Source organism: Paenibacillus lignilyticus (genome assembly GCF_017942085.1).
Lineage (GTDB): Bacteria > Bacillota > Bacilli > Paenibacillales > Paenibacillaceae > Paenibacillus_Z > Paenibacillus_Z lignilyticus.
The window spans coordinates 100,775-120,431 of the sequence record NZ_JAGKSP010000001.1 but is presented as its reverse complement, the minus strand read 5'-3'; the positions used below and the strand labels follow the sequence as shown (position 1 = coordinate 120,431).

The following is a 19,657-nucleotide window of genomic DNA, read 5'->3' as shown; positions in this document are numbered from 1 at the left end:
TCGGGAGACGGCCCTTGAGCTTTGTTCTGCAACCACTACTAAGAATCGGGTGAGGCACATGTCTTTGATCTCGGCATTCAAATCGAAACGGTATTTAACTCGTATTTGGTTGACCGTTACACTGTTGACGGTAATACTGCTGCTTGGCACATCGTTCTCCATTATGTTCACGTCCGAGAAGACCGTGCTTCGTGTGCAGCAGACCGCCAGCGAGAAAGTCATGGGTCAAATTCGGTATAACGTGCTGCAGATGAACGAAGTCGTAGGCGATACGGCGCAGTCGTTGTTTCTGAACAGCGATGTTAAGGTGCTGCGCTATAACAAAGGCGACGACGAGCTGCTCTATCAGCGGATCAATGATTTGGACACGTTTGTCGGCATGTCTTCTTTCCTGCATTCCGTATTTATCTACAACGGAAGCGTAGGGCGTTGGTACATTGGTAACGGTACGATTCGGGCGGTGTCGAAGCCTTATGAGATCAAATTCAATGCCTTGCTGGCGAAACCTGACGAATGGAAGAAGATGCAGCTGATTCCCGTCGATCTCGACCGGAGCGGAAGCGGGTTTCAGAAGGTGGACTTCTTCTCCTATATCATGTTTGATGGCTACAGCGGCAAGAATCCGAACGATTTGATGATACTTAATGTCAAATCCAAGTGGTTATTCGATAATCTCGATATTATGGCGCGAGATGAAGGGAAACAGACGGGCCAAGCATATCTTATGGATGATCAAGGACAAATCCTGAACGCAAGAAGCAAAGTGGAATCTTCCTTGCCCGAGCTGACAAGCGGCCTGCTGCCTTCCGTTAAGAACGGGATAACGAGCGGATACCGGATCATGAAGATCGATGGGGAGAAACAGGTCGTTTCGTACATGCAGACCGGATTTCAAAATTGGACGATTATTCATACGCAGCCCTACTCCGAGGTACTAAGCCAAGTGCAGCGGCTCCGCTGGACGATTCTGCTCCTGACCGTCGGCTTCCTGATCTTGGCGCTGCTCGTAACGGTGATTATATCGAAGCGGTTGTACCGTCCGTTTGACCTCATGTTTCGTTCGATCGTCTCTAATACGCCTAAAGATATGTATTCCGAAGAGACAGCCGGGAAACAAGCAGATGAAATTGCCGTGCTCAGCGGGCTGTACGGCCATATGCTGGATCGGTTGAAAACTGCGGATTCGAGCCTGTCTGCGAACAAATGGATCCTGAAACGGTATGCGCTGCGCAGACTGGTGCAGGAAAGCCGCGGGTTATCGCCGGAGGAATGGCGAGAGGAAGCCATGAAGAACGGTTTAGCCATATCGGCAGAAGGAGAATTCCGCCTGTGCGTTGCGAGGGTGGATGAAGCGGCAAAACGGTTTTCAGGCGAGGAATACTCCGAGCACAAGCTAATTCATTACGCCATCTCGAACATCTCGGAAGAGATTCTGGCAAGAAGCTACCGGATAGAGATTGTGGATCTAAGGCCGGATCATCTCGTAATTCTCCTTCAAGCGAAGGAAGCACAAGAGGGCGATGGCGAGCGGTTAACGGCTATGCTGAAGGAGATTCAGCAGGTGGTGAAGCTGTATTACCGCGTTTCGTTCTCCGTCGCGGTGAGCGACCTCTTCACAGACTGCCGCCAATGGTCGGCAACCTACGCACAAACGCTTGAATATGTCCAGTACCGTCTGTTTTATGGCCAAGAATCGGTTATGGATTCGGAGCACATAGCCGAGCGTGAGCGAACAGGCGGCGATCCGGCTGTTCCGCTTGAGCTTGAACGCAGATTGGTCGAGGGAATTCGTTCCGGAAACGGTGATCAGCTGGAGGCCGCGTTGGATCGCTTCTTCGAGCTGGCGGGCAAGATGGCGTATGATCCTTGCATGCACGCGTTGTCGAATCTAACGATGCTGATCAAGCGAACGGTTGCGGAAGTCAATGAGAACAAGCTTAGACCGATCTCGCTTGATTTGTACCGGCTGCATGCCGCCGTGCTGGAGCAGGAAACGTTGAGCGGCATGCATGAGGTGTACCGTCGGATTGTGCAAGAGCTGTGTTTGACGAGGAAGGAAGAACAGAATCTTGATCATAATGATATCCTGATGGAGACGATCAAAGAGATTGTCAGCGCCAATTACCGCGATATGAATCTTTCGTTGCAGAGCATTTCCGATATGCTCAAGATGTCCTCCGTATACGTCGGCAGACTGTTCAAGAAAGCGGAGAATCAATCCGTAGCGGAGTATATCAACGACGTGCGGCTGCAGCAAACGATGCTGCTGCTGGAGAAGGGGAATTTCACCGTCAATGAAATTATGGAGCTTGCCGGATTTAGCAATCAAAGCCATTTCTTTAGATTGTTCAAGAAAAGGTTCGGCACGACGCCGCGCGAGTATCGAATGAAGAAAATATTGTCCTGATTCTCCCATTATATTAAAATATTAACTGTCCTTTTCGGGGCAGTTTTTTATTCATTTACGCCATATTTTTACAAAATTTTTTCTTGACAAATATAACATCTAGATAACAAAGGGTGAAATAGTGGACGAATCAAAATTTTCTGAAAATAGGGTGCCAACTTTAAAAAGAGAGTGTATAATGAAATAAAAATCGCGCCTGCGTTAGTAAACATGACAATACCTTTACAAGTAGCTACACTAGGGAGGTGCATGCCACTATGGCTAATGCGGCTGCAATCGGACTTTCTTTGCGCGATTTATATCTTTTTAACAAAGGAAATTTGTTTCATAGTTACCGTACTTTCGGCGCGCATCCGATCCGACTCGGCGACGAAACCGGCGTACGATTCACCGTTTGGGCACCTAATGCCAAGCGCGTCCGAATTGTTGGTTCGTTTAACGATTGGAACGGGTACCAGCATGAAATGGAGCTTATTGGCGAAACAGGCGTATGGAGCTTATTTGTTCCGAGCATCGGGCCGGGAACGGTGTATAAGTATGAAATTCAAACCCCTGACGGCGCTCTGCTGCTGAAATCGGATCCGTATGCGTTTCAATCCGAGCTGCGGCCAAGCACGGCATCGGTTGTTGCGGAAGTATTCCATTTTAACTGGAATGATGGAGACTGGCATCAGCGTAAGCTAGAAGACAGTCCTTATCACGAAGCGATGCTCACGTATGAAGTCCACCTCGGTTCATGGCGCAACCGGGGCAAGGAGCTGTTCTGGACCTACGATGAGATGGCAGGCGCGCTTGTTGATTACGTCGCCGAGATGGGGTATACCCATATCGAGCTGCTTCCCATTACCGAGCATCCGCTCGACCAATCATGGGGGTATCAAGCAACCGGCTATTATGCGCCAACGAGCAGGTATGGTACACCCGAGCAGCTCATGCATCTCGTCGACCGCTGCCATCAGCGCGGCATCGGCGTCATCTTGGACTGGGTTCCCGGTCATTTTTGCAAGGATGATCATGGATTGCGGCTGTTTGACGGGACGCCGATTTTCGAAGGAAAGAACTGGAAGCTGGCTGAGAAACCGCTATGGGGAACGCTGGCTTTCGACTTTAGCTGTACGGAAGTGCAAAGTTTTCTCATTTCCAATGCGATCTATTGGATGGATGTATTCCATATCGACGGTCTGCGCGTAGATGCCGTTGCCAGCATGATCGATCTTCATTTTGACAAACCTCCTGAGCTTTACACCTATAACGCATTTGGCGGCACGGAGAATACCGATGCCATCCGTTTTCTGAAACGATTGAACGAAACCGTTTTTCAGTATTTCCCGGATGCCTTAATGATTGCCGAAGACTCTTCTTCTTGGCCGGCCGTCACCTCACCAACCTACATGGGCGGACTCGGCTTCAACTTCAAATGGAATATGGGTTGGATGAACGACATGCTACGCTACATGGCGCTTGATCCGAATGATCGCATGCGTCACCATAACCTCATCACCTTCTCTCTCGTATATGCATTCTCTGAAAATTTCGTATTGCCGCTTTCACACGACGAGGTCGTTCACGGAAAGCGTTCGCTCTTGAACAAAATGTCCGGCACCTATGAACAGAAATTTGCGCAGCTCCGCTTATTCTACGGCTATTGGATGACGCATCCGGGCAAGAAACTGCTCTTTATGGGCGGTGAGTGGGGGCAGTTTGACGAATGGAAAGACGCTGAGGCACTGGATTGGCAGCTTCTTGACTATCAAGCTCACGGGAGCATGCACCATTATGTAAAAACCCTTAATCATATTTACAGCGCGCAGCCTTCCCTTTGGGAGAGGGATTGCGATCCCGGCGGATTTGAATGGATCGACGTCCACAACGCCGCCCAGAGCGTCATCGTCTTCATGCGCCGCGGACATGCGACTGACGAGTTCATGATTGTTGTCTGCAATTTCTCCTATCATCACTACTCCGACTATCGAATCGGCGTACCGGAATCCGGCGAATACCGGATCGCTTTGCACAGTGAGGCGGCAACCTTCGGTGGTGTCTTAACGGACATTCCGGAAGTTCTATATAGCAAGCCGACACCTTGGCATGGAAGGCCTTGCAGCATCTCGCTTGAACTTCCGCCGCTATCCATACAATTGCTGGTGGTTGCCAAGGGTTCACTTGACCGCAATGATCGCTTTACCACGTAGCACGGATTGACAGCAATCATTACACCTACTGCAGCTAGCCGTTGCAGTAAAGAAGGAGAGTGTGTCCATGGGCAGAAAACGTATGGTGGCCATGCTTCTTGCCGGAGGAGAAGGGAAAAGGCTCGGCGTGCTGACGAAAGATGTGGCAAAGCCGGCGGTCCATTTTGGCGGGAAGTACCGAATTATCGATTTTACTTTAAGCAACTGTGCACATTCGGGCATCGACACAATCGGCGTTCTGACGCAATATCAGCCGCTGGTCCTGAACACCTATCTCGGAATCGGCACTCCTTGGGGATTAGACCGACGCGACGGCGGAATGGCAATACTTCCTCCTTATGTCAAGCAAAAGGGCGGTATGTGGTATAAAGGCACCGCAAATGCAATCTATCAAAATATGGGGTTCATCGATCGGTACGACCCCGACTATGTATTAGTGATCTCAGGCGATCACATTTATAAAATGGATTATGAGCTCATGCTGAGAGAGCATGAGGAGCGTGGTGCCGATGTGACGATCGCATGCATTGAAGTGGGCTGGAAGGAAGCAAGCCGCTTCGGGATCATGCATGTTGACGATGAAGGTGCCATCACTTCGTTTGAAGAGAAACCGAAAGTGCCTACGAGCAATTTGGCATCGATGGGTGTTTATATTTTCTCCTGGCCGGTATTGCAGCAGTATTTGGTTCGCGATGAAGCGAATCGGCTGTCCGGCAACGACTTCGGCAAAGACATCATCCCGGCTATGCTGCAAGACGGCGTGAAGCTGCAGTCCTATACGTTCAACGGATATTGGAAAGATGTCGGTACGCTTGAGAGTTTGTGGGAAGCCAATATGGATCTGCTGTCGGAGAAGCCTGCGCTTGATCTGAACGACCGCGATTGGCGGATTTACTCCGTTAACCCGAATCGGCCGGCTCATTATTCCGCGTCTACAGCGGATATCGTAGACTCGCTCATTACGGAGGGCTGCTTAATAGAAGGGCTGGTCCATCGATCGGTGCTGTTCCATGGGGTGCAGTCCGGCCTCGACAGTCAAGTGCGAGAATCGGTCATTATGCCGAACGTTAAGATTGGCAAAGGGGCTCGAATCTACCGCGCCATCATCGGCGAAGGGGCGATCATCGGGGACGGGGTCGTGATCGGAAGTCCGGATTCCAGCTCGGTTACGGTTATAGGAAGTGATGAACTCGTTACGGCTACTCATTCGTTGCAGGAGGTAGAGCAGTCATGAACTCCAACATACTAGGTGTCATAAATCTTATACACGAATCAGATGAACTAGAGACTTTGACGACAAGCCGCTGCTTGGCTACTGTTCCGTTTGGAGCGCGGTTTCGGCTTATCGATTTCACGCTTTCCAGCATGGTGAATTCCGGGATTACGAAGGTAGGCGTGTTCGCGCAAACCAAATACCGTTCTCTTATTGACCATTTGGGCTCCGGCAAGCATTGGGATTTACATCATCGTCAGAGCGGGCTGTTCATCATGCCCCCTGTCACGGATGACGTGAATGAAGTACGCCGCGGAGACTTGTATCACTTCTATCAGCACCGCGATTACTTCACGCGCTCTTCGCAAGAGTATGTATTGATAACTCGCAGTCATATGGTTTGTAATGTGGATTTTGACGCCATGCTGTCTTCGCATAAAGCGAGCGGGGCGGACATTACGGTCGTGACGAAAGAGCAAACGGAACTGTTTGGCGGTAAAGCGCGCAAGCTGCAAACCGACGAGAAAGGACGCGTCACGGCTATGCAGGATCATTATGGCCGGCTGGAGAGCGATCTGATCTCGATGGAAATGTATTTGATGCGCAAGGAGCTGCTGCTTGAGCTTGTGGACACTTCGCTTGCGCAAGGGCAAGATCATCTTGTCCGCCACGCGATTATGTCGCGAGTGAACGAGCTTCATATTCAGAGTTATGCCTATGACGGTTATCTCGGCATCGTGAATACGCTGAACAGCTATTACAAAAACAACATGCAGCTGCTTCGTCCGGAAGTGTGGAGGAGCCTGTTCTTTGAGCCGGGTCCGATCTACACGAAGGTCAAGGATGAGCCTCCTGCCCGCTACGCAGAAGGGGCTAAGACTTCAAATTCCCTCGTTGCCAACGGCTGCATCATCGAAGGAACGGTAATCAACAGCATCTTGTTCCGAGGCGTTCATGTACGCAAAGGAGCCGTAGTGCGCAACAGCATCGTGATGCAGAACGGTGTCATCGGAGAACATAGCTTCGTGGATCATGTCATCCTCGACAAAGATGTCACCGTGGAACGCAGTCGCGAGCTGCGCGGTGCCGAAGTATCGCCATTCCTGGCCGTTAAGCGGAAAGTAATCTAAACCCTATCGTTGTCGGTATTAGTTGCAACTATAGAGAGATAGAAAGTTGAGTAGAGGTGAAACCATACGATGAATGTATTATTCGCTGCTTCTGAAGCGGTGCCGCTCGTTAAGACGGGCGGCCTCGCTGATGTAGCCGGCGCACTGCCGAAAGCACTGCGTTCTAAAGTCGGCGCGGATGTCCGCGTCATTCTGCCCAAGTACGATACGATCCCGGCCGAGATGGCGGAACAATTCGAGACGATCGCCACGTTTAACGTACGGCTTGGCTGGCGGGACCAGTACTGCGGCCTGCTCAAGGCCGAGATCGACGGCATTGTCTACTATTTGATCGATAACGAATTTTATTTCAAGCGCGGCGTGTTGTATGGATATGGCGACGATGCGGAGCGGTTCGTATTTTTCTGCTTTGCCGTAATGGAGTCGCTCTACCATATGGATTTCCGGCCGGCTATAATTCACTGCCATGATTGGCAAACCGGACTTATTCCGTTCCTGCTCAAAACCAGATACAAACACGACCCGGCATGCCGCGACATCGCTTCCGTGTACACCATACATAACCTGAGATATCAAGGGGTGTTCGGCAGAGAGCTGCTGAAGGACCTGCTTGGTTCCGGGGACGAATTGTTTGGCTCGGAAGGCATTGATTTCTATGGGGCGGGCAACTGCATGATGGGAGGTTTGCGGTACGCGGACAAGCTGACGACCGTAAGCCCTACCTATGCGGAGGAAATCAAGACGGAAGCCTATGGGGAGAAGCTCGAAGGGCTGCTGCGTTACCGCTCGGAGGACTTGGTCGGTATCGTGAACGGAATCGATACGGAGCTGTTTGATCCGATGAATGACCCGGCTGTGGAAGTTCCGTATCGAGGCTCATTGCCTCGCAAACGGAAGAATAAGCTTGCGCTGCAGCGTGAGCTGGGACTGAAGGAATCGGAGACAACGCCGCTAATCGGTATCGTTTCCAGGTTGGTCGATCAGAAGGGTCTTGATCTGATTGAAGCGGTGCTGGAGCAGATCTTGAAGGAAGATGTGCAGCTCGTCGTGCTTGGTTCCGGCGATTGGCATTTCGAGCAAATGTTCCGCCGTGCCGAGCAGAAGAAGCCGGGTCAAGTCACGACTTGGTTTGGGTTCAACGATGGTCTGGCTCGCAGAATCTACGCCGGCAGTGACATGTACTTAATGCCTTCGCAGTTTGAACCTTGCGGACTTAGCCAGCTTCTGGCGCTGCGTTATCGGTCTGTGCCGATTGTTCGCGAGACAGGTGGATTAAAAGACACGGTTAAGGCATATAACGAGTTTACCGGTGAAGGCAACGGATTCAGCTTTACGAACTATAACGCGCACGATCTTCTTTATACGATCCGCAGAGCGCTCCAATTCTATCGGGATGAAGAAGTGTGGCAGCGCATTGTGGCCAACGGCGCCAAAGACGATATCAGTTGGACGCGTTCAGCGAAAGCCTATATGTCGTTGTATAGCGCGATTGCGCCTAATCGAAAGGAGAGTCATCCATGGCCCGTCATCTCGTAATTGGCAATGGTAAAATACTGATTAATTTGGACCGAAACAATTACATCCGTGACATCTACTATCCATTCGTCGGTCAACTGAATCATGTGGGCGGCCAATATTGTCGATTTGGGATTTGGGCAGGCGGTCAATTCTCTTGGCTGGAAGATCCGGAATGGAAGTTTGAGCTGTCTTACATCGAGGATTCGCTCGTGACGAACGTTATCGCGCGCAATGAACGCCTTGCTGTAGAGCTGCATATGAACGACGGCATCCATCAGCGGGAATGCATCTACATTAAGCGCGTGGTCGTGCGTAACCTGGGTTCGGATCCGCGTGAAATCCGTTTGTTCTTCCATCATGATCTCATGATTGATGGCTCGGAGGTAGGGGACACGGCCGCATATTATCCGGAGAACCATACGCTCTATCATTACAAACGCTCGTCATACTTCATGTTCAACGGGTTTTCGGACGAAGGCGGCATCATGCAGTACACGACCGGGATCAAACGATTCCAATCCGCAGAAGGAACATGGCGGGATGCCGAGGACGGAACGCTGATGGGCAACTCTATCGCGCAAGGTTCCGTTGATAGCACAATCAGCTTCCGAACGGTAGTGCCGGCAGGCGGTGAGAAGACAGTCTATTACTGGATGTCGATCGGCAAGAACTTGGAAGAGGTCAAATCGCTGAATCAATATGTGCAGGAGAGTCATCCGGAGAAATTGCTAAGCCGGATCGTGATCTACTGGAAGCACTGGCTCCATCGTGCGGAGAATAATCTGGGTGATCTGAATGAGGAAGCGGCGAATATGTTCCGCTTAAGCTTGCTGCTCGTTCGGACGCAAACCGATGAGCGGGGAGCCATCGTCGCGGCGAATGACACCGATATTCTGCAGTACAACCGCGACCACTACAGCTATATGTGGCCGCGCGACGGAGCGTTGATCGCCGATGCGATGTCCGCTGCAGGGTTCCAGAGCGTGATCGCGCCGTTCTTCCAGTTCTGCGCGCAGACGCTGTCGCCGGACGGGTATTTGTTTCACAAATACAATCCCGACGGAACGGTAGGCTCCAGCTGGCACCCGTATATTGTGCAGGGCAGCCGGCGCTTGCCGATACAAGAGGATGAAACTGCGCTGGTGCTCTTCGCCCTGTGGAGGGACTACACGCGGCATCAAGTCATCGAGCTGCCGCAGTCGCTCTATAACAATTTGATCCGCAAAGGCGCAGCTTTCTTGAGCCAGTATATGGAGCATAGCTTGTCACTGCCTAAGCCCAGCTATGATCTGTGGGAAGAACGTTACGGGATATGGACCTATACCGTTGCTTCCGTATACGGTGGATTAATGGCGGCGGCCTTCTTCACGGAGCTGTTTGGGGATTACGAACGAAGCGACCATCTTCGCAACACGGCGCAATCCATCAAACACGGCATGCTTACGCATCTCTGGGATGAAGAGTCAGGCAGATTCGCGCGCGGCTTAATCCAGAAGGATAACCGCTGGGTGAAGGATATGACCCTGGAGAGCAGCTTGTTCGGCGTCTGGGAATTCGGCGTGCTGCCTGTCGAGGACGTGCGCGTCATCAAGACGATGAATGCGATTCGCGACGGGCTGACAATCCGAACAAGCGTCGGAGGCGTTGCGCGTTACACGAACGACTATTACTTCCAGCAGTCCGGAGATATCGAGAATGTGCCGGGTAATCCATGGATTATCTGTACGCTGTGGATTGCAAACTTCGAAATCGAATCGGCGAAGCAATTAAGCGATCTTGTTCGTCCTCGCGAAACGATCAATTGGGTGGTCGAACATGCGCTTTCAAGCGGAGTCCTGCCAGAACAGCTTCATCCGCTTGACGGCAGCCCGCTCTCCGTAGCGCCGCTCACATGGTCCCATGCGACTTACGTGCAGACGGTGACGCGGTACGCAGAGAAGTATGCGGAACTCTCCGCCAAGGCATAGAACAAACAGCAAACAGCAGCTATTGCGGCTCATACGCCGTGGTAGCTGCTGTTTGCCGTTTGCTTCCGAATCGGGACTTGAATCTCAAACATAACCTCATTCGGATTATCGGTAATCGTAATGTCTACCTGCATGATTTGCAGCGCATCCCCCGTTATTACATAACCGTCCTCTACAAGCTTGCGGCATAAGGTGTCGAGACTCTCGCTGCGATTCCACAGTTCCCCGTAATAGCGAATACAGGCGAACGATCCTGCCGGGATGGTTACGAGATTCACCTTCGGAAGTGATGTAGCCCGCTTGGCCACTACGAAGATCGTTGACGGTGATTCGAACCGGCGAGCTTCGAGGTCTTCCTGCGAGAGCAGGACGCCAAGTCTGTTGCTGGCTAGTATCGGAGCTGTCTCCGTAAGCCTGTTCTCCAGCCCCAGCACGCCATAACACAGCTCCAGGTTACTGTTAATCTTCTGATGCAGCGTGAATAGCTTCCTGCGCCCCAACTGTCGAATGGTGACGGCCGGGCTGCCTACCTCGGCGATGACCTCCCTAAGAAAAGCCAGCTTATCCCGGATATTCTCCTCGAGTGCCGTCATTTCTTTGAGCTTACGGACGAGCTCTTCGTGTTTGGCCGCTAATATATCGGTTGAATTTTTAATATTGCGTTCATTGAAATACTGTTTCACTTCGTTTGTGTTCATCCCCAGCTGACGCAGCTCTTTAATCGTGCCAAGCACCTCGTATTGAAAAATCGAATAGTACCTGTAGCCGGTATGGGGATCGACATGTTGCGGCTTAAACAGATCGATTCGGTCATAATGACGAAGCGTTTCGGCAGAAATCCCGCGCAGTTGTGCCATTTCGCTAATCGAAAGCCGTTCTTTCATCGGCGAATTCCCCCTTTACAGCTCAACTTCACCACTCATGTTATAAAATATAACATTGCGATTGACTTTTGTGTAGCACAAAGGTTTACAATCGCTTTAAGTTAATCGAGTGGAGGGAACAAACCATGAAAAAGCGTGTATTATCCATCCTTACAACATGCATGATGGCAGGTTTTCTGCTCAGCAGCTGCGCGAGCAACAATGGCGGCGGCACGGAGAAATCCGGCGATCCGCTCAAAATCGGCCTGAATCCGTTCCCGACCTATTTCCTCTGGTATGTGGCGCAAGAGAAGGGGTACTTCGAGAAACACGATGTTGATGTAGAGCTCGAATGGTTCCCCAGTTACAGCGACGGTTTGTCGGCTCTGAATTCCGGCAATGTAGACGCCAACAGCCAAACTCTCAGTGACACCCTGCCGCCGGTTGGTAAAGGAATTAAGCTGCAGATTCCGATGATTATCGATTACTCGGACGGCGCTGATGGTTTTGTCGTCGACCCCTCGATCAAGAGCTTCGAGGATTTGAAAGGGATGCGAATTGCCACGGAGCTGGGCACGGTGGATCAGTTCTTCATGCTGACAGTCCTTAAACAGCACGGTTTAACGGAAAAGGATATTAACTACTTCAACATGGCAATTGCGGACGCAGGCTCATCCTTCCTTGCGGGGAAAATCGACGCCGCTGTCATCTGGGAGCCATTCCTGAGTGAAACGTTAAGCTCCGGCAAGGGGAAGCTGCTCTTCTCCTCCAAAGAAACGCCGGGATTGCTGATGGACGCCATCGCTTTTCGCGAAAGCATCATCAAGGATCGCCCAGAGGACGTGAAGAACGTGATGGCCGCATGGTTTGACGCCGTAAGCTTCCTGAAGGACAGTCCGGACGAAGCGATCGCAATTATGGCGAAACACGCAGAGATTACGCCGGAGGAATTCAAGATCTCCCTTGAAGGCGTGAAAGTATACGATTTGAACGATAACGTGGCAGCACAGAAGGAAGAAGAGGCGTATACGTCCGTCAAATATAACGGCGAGCAGGTCGGCGCTTTCCTGAAGGATTTGAAATTTATCGATGAGCTGCCGGATATGAGCAAGCTGTACAATCCATCTTTTATCAATCAACTGGCTGATGAGAAATAGGGAGGAATAACACATGAATATTTTAGTAACCGGCGGTATGGGGTTCTTAGGTTCGAATCTGGTTCCGATGCTGAGAGAGAAAGACTACCGTGTCGTCAGCTACGACCGCAGAGTGAAGGATAACGGAGGAGATGAATCGCTCACCTATATCCAAGGCGATTTGCTGGATTTGCCTCTCATTCTGGAGACGATCCGCACGTATAAGATCGACCGCATTATTCATACGGCCGCAATCTCCCATCCCGTGACTGCCATAGATATACCGTATCAGACGGTCATGACCAATGCGGTCGGCACGACGAATATATTCGAAGCGGCGAGGCTTTCCGGTATTAAACGAGTGGTCAACCTGAGCTCGGAGTACGCCTACGGCAACAATGCTGAGCTGGGCACGGTGACCGAGGATGTGCCGCTTCATCCGAGCGGCGTGTACGGGGCTACGAAGGTGTTCACGGAGAAGCTAGCCTACGGCTATCGTAATCTGTACGGCTTGGAAATCCCATCGCTGCGACCGGGCTGGCTGTACGGGCCGGGACAGTTTATGCAGTGCTACATGAAGGATCTGATCGTAAATGCGATTAAGGGAGTGCCAACCTACCTGAAGGAAGGCCGGGACTACGGCTTCCAGTACGTGCATGTGAAGGATGTGGCGCAGGCCTGTATCTGTGCGATGGAAGCGGAAGACATGAAAAGCTACGTATACAGCATAACTGCCGGCTATAAAACAACGTTCGGCGAGTTGATCGCATTCGTGCAGGAGCTATACCCGGATGCTGTAATCGAAGTCGGAGAAGGCCGCTTCTCGGAATTGGATCATTACGGCACCTTCGACATTACGAAAGCGCGCGAAGAAATCGGCTACGTGCCTTCGCGGCCATTCTATGAAAGTGTGCGCGAATATGCTGGTTGGCTGGAGTTCAATCCCTATTAACCCATTAGAAGAGCGAGGTGCCAGACGATGAAAACAGAGACGAAGGGTGCGCCGGCTTACAGCCATGCCAAATCGCTGCTCCGCGAAATGCGGGAGAGCTTGAAGGAAGGGATTATTCCCGTTGGCATCTTCAATGACCGCGAGCTTTATGAGCTTGAAATGGAGAAGATTTTTACGAAAAAGTGGATCTATGTCGGGCATGAATCGGAAATTCCATCCGCCGGCGATTACGTTCTTCGTTATATTGGCGAAGATCCGTTTATCGTGAATCGCGACGAGTCCGGAGAGATTCGCGTCATGCTGGATGCCTGCGTTCATCGCGGCGTTCGGGTATGCCGGGCGGAGAAGGGGAATGCCTCGCATTTTCGCTGTCCCTACCATGGCTTTATCTATAAAAATAACGGGAACCTGATCGGAATGCCTGCTCAGCAGCATGCTTACAACGGGCTGAACAAGAAGGATTGGGGGTTGCTTGCGGCGCGCTGCGATACGATTCACGGGTTGATTTTCGCCTGCTTGGATAAGGAGACGCCGCCGCTCGAGGAATATCTTGCAGACAGCAAGTACTACCTGGATCTGCTGTTCGGTTTGCAGGATGAAGGGCTTGAAGTCATCGGCGAACCTCAGCGCTGGATCGTGAACGCGAATTGGAAGGTTGCGGCGGAGAACTTCAGCGGCGATGCGTATCATCTGATATTCCTTCACCATTCCGCGTATGAAGTGGGATCCTCGCCATTCTCCATGCTGGCGAATATGAACGGCGAACAAATCCTTGCCGGCAACGGACATTGCGTCGACATTTCGCTGGATAAGACGGAGCAGGTCATCGAGATGCCATATTGGAATTTTCCGCAGGAAATCGTCGACACCTTCCGGCTGGATCGGCTGGAGCCGAAGGGGCTGGAGATCGTCCGGGACTCCAAGGAAATGCTCGGCAACATATTTCCAAACAGTTCATTTTTGCTAATGACCGTTACGCCTGAGCGGGATTTGCCCCCCGTACCGTTCATCAGCATGCGCCAGTGGCGTCCGAAGGGCCCGGATCAAATCGAAATATGGAACTGGTTCCTCATGTTTAAGAATACGCCGCAGGAATTCAAGGAAGCTTCCTATCGCGCCGGCTCGGCAACGTTCAGCCTGGCGGGGATATTCGAGATGGATGATTCGATGACATGGGAAACCATTACGCAGACGGCAGGCAATCGATTTGCGAAGAACCATTTGAAGCTCAATTTCCAAATGGGGATGAATGGGATGGGCAAGGCCAAACGAGACGAAGAATGGCCGCTTCCGGGGATCGCTTACTATCCGCGATATGGGGAAGGCAATCAGCGCTATTTCTATGAATCGTATGTGAATACGATGCTTGACGATGAAGAATGAATCTAGCATCTGGGGGAAGGATTGGGGCTGTGATGGGAGAAGAAACAGTGATCGTTGAACGTGGGACCGAACAGTTGTTGCAGGAGGGGCAGCATTTCCTGATCCACGAGGCTGAGCTGCTGGACAACGGTAAATACGCCGAATGGATGGCGCTGCTGACGAGTGATATCCGCTATCAAATCCCGATCAGGCTGACCCGCGAACGTCATGCGCCAAGCCCGTTCAGCGATCAAGCCTTTCATATGAACGAGAACCTGGCATCCATCCAAATGCGTGTGGAGCGTACATTCTCTGATTACAATTGGGCGGAGGATCCTCCGTCCCGGACGAGACATTTTCTGACGAATTTCCGGATGGCCGAAGTGCGCGAGAGCAGTGAAGGTGCGGTTGAAATGGTCGTCGTCAGCAACTTGCTGCTGTTCCGCAGCCGCTTTGACAGCCCTGCATACGACTTGGTGTCAGGCGAACGCGAAGATACCATTCGCGGATCCGGCAGCGCAGGCGGCTGGAAACTGGCGAAACGGTTCGTAAGGCTGGATCATACGACGATGGGCATCAGCAGTTTAGGTATTTTCTTGTAGAAGGGGGTGGCAGGATGTCTGCTGAACAAGAAATTCGGATTGCCAATGAATTTGCCAGCGTGACGGTTCGGAAGATTAGAACGCGCAACGGGGAGCGGCTGGAGATTATATCCAATGGGCTCGGCCTGCAAGTAAGTCTTGATCCATTGTCACTGGAGAGCTTGACGTGGCAGCATGCGGACATGTATTCTTCCCTGCTGCAAACGCCGCTTGAACCCTATCCGTTTAGCGCGGATATTCCTCCGCCTGCCGAGAAAAATGAACGCAAGGAGGAGAGGGAGTCATGCTAACGTATCAAACAGAGGGCATCTCTGTATTTCAAAGCGAGCTCTATCAGACCAACTGCTTTGTTATCGAGACGGAAGATCTTGTGCTGATCGTAGATCCGAATTACTTGCCATCTGAGCTTGCCGCGATTCGGAAGCATGTGGATGCAGTGAAGGGAAATCGGCCGCTGTATCTGTTTTTCACCCATACTGATTTTGACCATATCGTCGGTTATGGCTCCTTCACGGATTGCAGGATCATTGCAGGGACGGCGTTTGCCAATCATCCGGATAAGGCGGAACGGGTATCGGTTGTTGAGCGGCTGGATGATGAATTCTATATTAGCCGGCCATACGGCATCGTATTTCCGCGAGTGGACCATGTCATCGAGCAAGAAGGCGAGCGGCTCGTCATCGGTGAAACAATCCTGACCTTCCGCACGGCATACGGACATAACGGAGACGGGTTGATGTGCCTCGTTGAACCGATTGGGGCGCTCATTACCGGTGATTATGTATCGGATATCGAATTCCCGTTCGTGTTCGACACCTTCGCCTCTTACCGGAGCACATTGGAGAAAATCGCATCCTATGCATGGTCGGTTCCTCATCTGCAATTGCTTCCCAGTCATGGCAGCGTGACATCCGATCAGGATGAAATCATGCATCGGGCGGAAGTTTCGGAGCAATATCTGAAGCTGTGCGAAGAGCAGCTTGAGCTTGGAGAAGTGTCGAGCCGGTTCGAATCGTTTATGGATGTGCAAGATTATCGGTTCAAAATCGGATTCCGGAAGCGGCATGCAGCGAATATGGTGCTGCTGGCGAATGAACAGAGCATATTGCCTAACTTGAAGTAATCTGAAAATTATGCGAATACCTCTTGAACTTTGTTCGGATGGACTCTATAATATGGAACACAGCAACATAGCAGGCGAAGACCAAAGACATGATTCCCATACGTCAGGCTGCACAGAGAGAGGGGCGATTGCTGCAAGCTCCTTCCGTCCTGAGATGCGGAGTTACCCCTTTGCAGCCGTAACATTGAACCCGTCGATTCCGTGTCGCGGTTGTAAATGGCACCGATTAATCCCCGTTACCGGATGCTAAGAAGGACCCCGCGCCTGATCGCGATCGGCTGGGTCGAATTAGGGTGGAACCACGAGTCTGAACGCACTCGTCCCTTGGGACATGTGCGTTTTTTTGCGTTCAATTTATCGAATGGAGGAAGACTCGTGGAAAATGGGATTAAGGTAAAGCTGCAAGACGGCGGTGTAAGAAGCTTTGATGCAGGCGTTTCGGTTGCGGACGTGGCGAAGGCAATCAGTTCAGCGCTGGGGAAGAACGCGGTGGCAGGCAAGGTGAATGGAAGAGAGGTCGATTTAAGTTATCGGCTGGAAGCGAATTGCGAGGTTGAGCTGATTACGCCCGATAGCGATGCGGGGGCAGCCATCCTGCGTCACAGTACAGCGCATCTGATGGCGCAGGCGATCAAGCGGATTTACGGTGACGAGGCGGTGCAGCTGGGCGTAGGGCCGGTAATCGAAGACGGGTTTTACTACGATGTCGCGATTGAGCGTCCGCTCACGCCTGCTGATTTGCTGGGCATCGAGAAAGAAATGGACCGCATCGTGCAGCAGAATCTGCCGATTGTTCGCCGAGTAGTTGAACGAGAGGATGCGCTTGCTTGTTTTGAAGCGCAGGGAGAGTTTCTGAAAGTGGAGTTGATCCGCGACTTGCCGGAATCGGCAGCCATTTCGATCTATGATCAAGGCGAGTTCGCTGATTTATGCCGCGGACCTCATCTGCCGTCCACTGGCCGGATAAAGTCGTTTAAGCTGTTGTCGGTCGCAGGCGCTTACTGGCGGGGAGACGCAGAGAACACCGTGCTTCAGCGAATTTACGGTACAGCGTTCCCGAAGAAGGCGCAGCTTGAAGAGCATCTGAACAGGCTCGAGGAAGCGAAGAAACGAGATCATCGCAAGTTAGGCAAAGAACTCGGGCTGTTCATGTTCTCGGAAGAGGCGCCGGGCATGCCGTTTTATTTGCCCAAAGGAATGACATTGCGCAATGAGCTGGAGCAGTTCTCGCGGGAGCTGCAGCGGGAGCGCGATTACGACGAGGTGCGGACGCCGTTAATGCTGAATCAACGGCTGTGGGAGCAATCAGGGCATTGGGACCACTACAAAGATAATATGTATTTCACAAAGGTGGATGAAACTGCGTTTGCGCTTAAGCCCATGAATTGTCCGGGCCATATGTTAATTTACAAAAACAGCCTGCACTCCTATCGGGAGCTGCCGATTCGAATCGCTGAATTCGGCCAAGTGCATCGCCATGAGTATTCCGGCGCGCTAAACGGAATGATGCGCGTGCGGACTTTTTGCCAGGATGACGCCCATCTCTTCGTGAGACCGGATCAGATCGAAGCTGAGATCGGACGCGTCATATCGCTTATCGACGACATTTACGCCGTTTTCGGTTTCGAGTATCGGATCGAGCTCTCGACTCGGCCGGAGGATTCGATGGGGGAGCCGGAGCTGTGGGATCAAGCAGAAGCCGCGCTTGCACAGGTGCTGAACAATCGCGGAATTGCTTATCGCGTGAATGAAGGCGATGGCGCATTCTATGGACCGAAGATTGATTTCCATATTCTCGATGCGCTTAAGAGGAGCTGGCAGTGCGCGACAATTCAGCTTGATTTTCAAATGCCGGAGAAATTTGATCTGTCGTACATTGGGGAGGATGGTCAGAAGCGTCGCCCGATCGTCATCCACCGAGCCGTCTATGGATCAATCGACCGCTTCATCGGCATCTTGACAGAGCATTATGCCGGAGCGTTCCCGCTGTGGCTGGCGCCGGTTCAGGTGAAGATCATACCGGTCTCAGGGATTGATCAAGACTACGCGTATGAGCTGAAACAGGTGCTCGAGCAGTCAGGCGTGCGTGCAGAAGTGGATTTCCGCAGCGAGAAACTGGGTTACAAGATTCGAGAGGCGCAGCTAGAGAAAGTGCCTTATATGCTGGTGCTCGGTGAAGCGGAGCGCCATTCCAACTCGGTTGCGGTAAGGCAGCGGGGGCATGGGGATATCGGCTCCATGCGAATCGAAGCATTGATCGAGCGGTTGCGTGAGGAGATTTCTTTAAAGAAGTGATGATACAAGACGTAGTGAATGAAGTACGGAGCCCTGCGAAATAAACGGCGGGGCTTCCGCTGCTAAATTTAAGCTTGACGGACAAGGTGATGGAAGCTAGTCTATTGCTGAACACCAAAGATTGGAAAAACTCGGCTTATCTCGCGAATGGGGGTATTGTGCTGTGAATTCAATTGATGATGTACAGGAAGTTGCGCTTCCCGAGCGGCATTATGTCGGGATGGCGATTACATCCGTTTTTGCCAATCACGATCCGAAGCGGATCGAGCAGCACTTGAAGGCTTTTATCGCCCGCAGATTCGAAATCAAGCATCTCGTGGATGCCGGCTCCTATGTTTGTCCATCGTTCGCCAGCGATCAGCTGTTCACTTATTTATCCTGCATGGAGGTTCACGCCTTGCCTGCGGTTCCCGAAGGCATGATCGGGTTTACGATTCCGGCGCAGCGTTATGTCAAGGTCCGCGTGGAACAAGGCGATCCTTACGAGCTTCTCCATGCCTATATCAAGGCGAAAGGATTAGGGAATAACAAGCGCGGACTGTCACTTGAAGTTTATCAAGTACACAAGCCGCTCTGGCCGTCTGAGGTGGACGTGTATATTCCGTTGCTATAGCAAGTTCGGATGCACCAACGCCCACCGCGATCGTACGATAAATGCAAAAACCGGTCTTGCCCGAAGGCAAGACCGGTTTTTGTTTATGGGACTAACGGGATCAATAGAAGCCGCCGCGAAGAACGATAACGAGCAAAATATAAAGTACAAGAATTACGCCTGCACTAGTCCAAAGCACGCCCGGTCCGCCACCGCAACCTACTCCTGCGCCGCCTACACCTTGCATATATCCCACTGTACATACCTCCTGAGTGGTTAATTTGTGATGTTTCATATCACATTTG

The 19,657-nt window shown here is 51.6% G+C and carries 16 protein-coding genes; 14 read left to right on the top strand and 2 right to left on the bottom strand.

The window, feature by feature from the left end; all coding sequences use genetic code 11:
* The first annotated feature begins 58 nt into the window (after nt 1-58).
* The 6 genes from I8J30_RS00560 (at nt 59) to I8J30_RS00535 (ending at nt 10,427) form a co-directional block, all read left to right on the top strand.
* Nucleotides 59-2,407 (top strand): helix-turn-helix domain-containing protein, encoded by a 2,349-nt coding sequence (locus tag I8J30_RS00560; RefSeq protein WP_210654495.1) that lies wholly within the window; start codon nt 59-61, stop codon nt 2,405-2,407.
* Nucleotides 2,408-2,664: 257 nt separating this feature from the next.
* Nucleotides 2,665-4,599, top strand: a complete 1,935-nt coding sequence (gene glgB / locus I8J30_RS00555) for a 1,4-alpha-glucan branching protein GlgB (RefSeq protein ID WP_210654493.1) — start codon at nt 2,665-2,667, stop codon at nt 4,597-4,599.
* 67 nt (nt 4,600-4,666) lie between these two features.
* Nucleotides 4,667-5,833: a glucose-1-phosphate adenylyltransferase gene (locus I8J30_RS00550; RefSeq protein ID WP_210654492.1), complete on the top strand. Its 1,167-nt coding sequence runs from the start codon at nt 4,667-4,669 to the stop codon at nt 5,831-5,833.
* Nucleotides 5,830-6,942, top strand: a complete 1,113-nt coding sequence (glgD, locus tag I8J30_RS00545; protein WP_210654490.1) for a glucose-1-phosphate adenylyltransferase subunit GlgD — start codon at nt 5,830-5,832, stop codon at nt 6,940-6,942. The genes I8J30_RS00550 and glgD overlap by 4 nt, the downstream gene beginning before the upstream one ends.
* Before the next feature lie 69 nt (nt 6,943-7,011).
* Nucleotides 7,012-8,478 carry a glycogen synthase GlgA gene (glgA, locus tag I8J30_RS00540; RefSeq protein ID WP_210654488.1) on the top strand — a complete coding sequence of 489 codons (1,467 nt, stop codon included), beginning with the start codon at nt 7,012-7,014 and terminating at the stop codon, nt 8,476-8,478.
* Nucleotides 8,460-10,427: a glycoside hydrolase family 15 protein gene (locus tag I8J30_RS00535; RefSeq protein WP_210654486.1), complete on the top strand. Its 1,968-nt coding sequence runs from the start codon at nt 8,460-8,462 to the stop codon at nt 10,425-10,427. The genes glgA and I8J30_RS00535 overlap by 19 nt, the downstream gene beginning before the upstream one ends.
* A 29-nt stretch (nt 10,428-10,456) precedes the next feature.
* On the opposite strand, the gene I8J30_RS00530 is transcribed toward I8J30_RS00535, so the two are convergent.
* A complete protein-coding gene (locus I8J30_RS00530; RefSeq protein WP_210654484.1) occupies nt 10,457-11,311 on the bottom strand; it encodes a MerR family transcriptional regulator in 855 nt (284 codons plus the stop codon).
* Nucleotides 11,312-11,436: 125 nt separating this feature from the next.
* Here I8J30_RS00530 and I8J30_RS00525 point away from each other — a divergent pair, with 125 nt between their 5' ends.
* The 8 genes from I8J30_RS00525 to I8J30_RS00490 all read left to right on the top strand — a co-directional run bounded on the left by I8J30_RS00525 (nt 11,437) and on the right by I8J30_RS00490 (nt 19,373).
* Entirely contained in the window at nt 11,437-12,447 is a 1,011-nt protein-coding gene (locus tag I8J30_RS00525; RefSeq protein WP_210654482.1) for an ABC transporter substrate-binding protein, read from the top strand.
* A gap of 13 nt (nt 12,448-12,460) precedes the next feature.
* Nucleotides 12,461-13,378 carry an NAD-dependent epimerase/dehydratase family protein gene (locus tag I8J30_RS00520; RefSeq protein WP_210654480.1) on the top strand — a complete coding sequence of 306 codons (918 nt, stop codon included), beginning with the start codon at nt 12,461-12,463 and terminating at the stop codon, nt 13,376-13,378.
* A 27-nt stretch (nt 13,379-13,405) separates the two neighbouring features.
* On the top strand, nt 13,406-14,761 hold the full coding sequence (locus I8J30_RS00515; protein WP_210654479.1) for an aromatic ring-hydroxylating oxygenase subunit alpha: 1,356 nt from the start codon (nt 13,406-13,408) through the stop codon (nt 14,759-14,761).
* 47 nt (nt 14,762-14,808) lie between these two features.
* Complete coding sequence (locus I8J30_RS00510; protein WP_210654476.1) at nt 14,809-15,342, top strand: aromatic-ring-hydroxylating dioxygenase subunit beta; 534 nt, start codon at nt 14,809-14,811, stop codon at nt 15,340-15,342.
* A gap of 14 nt (nt 15,343-15,356) precedes the next feature.
* Nucleotides 15,357-15,632, top strand: coding sequence for a dihydrodiol dehydrogenase (locus I8J30_RS00505; RefSeq protein WP_210654474.1), 276 nt, complete (start codon nt 15,357-15,359; stop codon nt 15,630-15,632).
* Entirely contained in the window at nt 15,626-16,465 is an 840-nt protein-coding gene (locus I8J30_RS00500; protein ID WP_210654472.1) for an MBL fold metallo-hydrolase, read from the top strand. Before I8J30_RS00505 ends, I8J30_RS00500 begins: the two co-directional genes overlap by 7 nt.
* 375 nt (nt 16,466-16,840) lie before the next feature.
* Complete coding sequence (thrS, locus tag I8J30_RS00495) at nt 16,841-18,760, top strand: threonine--tRNA ligase (protein WP_338044749.1); 1,920 nt, start codon at nt 16,841-16,843, stop codon at nt 18,758-18,760.
* 163 nt (nt 18,761-18,923) lie between these two features.
* Nucleotides 18,924-19,373 (top strand): GyrI-like domain-containing protein, encoded by a 450-nt coding sequence (locus I8J30_RS00490; protein ID WP_210654470.1) that lies wholly within the window; start codon nt 18,924-18,926, stop codon nt 19,371-19,373.
* Between the two features lie 100 nt (nt 19,374-19,473).
* Here I8J30_RS00490 and I8J30_RS00485 read toward each other — a convergent pair whose 3' ends face one another.
* On the bottom strand, nt 19,474-19,599 hold the full coding sequence (locus I8J30_RS00485) for a sporulation protein YjcZ (protein ID WP_143111642.1): 126 nt from the start codon (nt 19,597-19,599) through the stop codon (nt 19,474-19,476).
* Between the last annotated feature and the right edge of the window lie 58 nt (nt 19,600-19,657).

Coding starts and splice junctions, on each gene's coding strand:
- I8J30_RS00530 (WP_210654484.1), bottom strand. CDS start 11,311: ATGAAAGAACGGCTTTCGATTAGCGAAATGGCACAACTGCGCGGGATT.
- glgB (WP_210654493.1), top strand. CDS start 2,665: ATGGCTAATGCGGCTGCAATCGGACTTTCTTTGCGCGATTTATATCTT.
- I8J30_RS00535 (WP_210654486.1), top strand. CDS start 8,460: ATGGCCCGTCATCTCGTAATTGGCAATGGTAAAATACTGATTAATTTG.
- I8J30_RS00520 (WP_210654480.1), top strand. CDS start 12,461: ATGAATATTTTAGTAACCGGCGGTATGGGGTTCTTAGGTTCGAATCTG.
- glgA (WP_210654488.1), top strand. CDS start 7,012: ATGAATGTATTATTCGCTGCTTCTGAAGCGGTGCCGCTCGTTAAGACG.
- I8J30_RS00500 (WP_210654472.1), top strand. CDS start 15,626: ATGCTAACGTATCAAACAGAGGGCATCTCTGTATTTCAAAGCGAGCTC.
- I8J30_RS00515 (WP_210654479.1), top strand. CDS start 13,406: ATGAAAACAGAGACGAAGGGTGCGCCGGCTTACAGCCATGCCAAATCG.
- I8J30_RS00550 (WP_210654492.1), top strand. CDS start 4,667: ATGGGCAGAAAACGTATGGTGGCCATGCTTCTTGCCGGAGGAGAAGGG.
- I8J30_RS00525 (WP_210654482.1), top strand. CDS start 11,437: ATGAAAAAGCGTGTATTATCCATCCTTACAACATGCATGATGGCAGGT.
- I8J30_RS00485 (WP_143111642.1), bottom strand. CDS start 19,599: ATGCAAGGTGTAGGCGGCGCAGGAGTAGGTTGCGGTGGCGGACCGGGC.
- I8J30_RS00505 (WP_210654474.1), top strand. CDS start 15,357: ATGTCTGCTGAACAAGAAATTCGGATTGCCAATGAATTTGCCAGCGTG.
- I8J30_RS00560 (WP_210654495.1), top strand. CDS start 59: ATGTCTTTGATCTCGGCATTCAAATCGAAACGGTATTTAACTCGTATT.
- glgD (WP_210654490.1), top strand. CDS start 5,830: ATGAACTCCAACATACTAGGTGTCATAAATCTTATACACGAATCAGAT.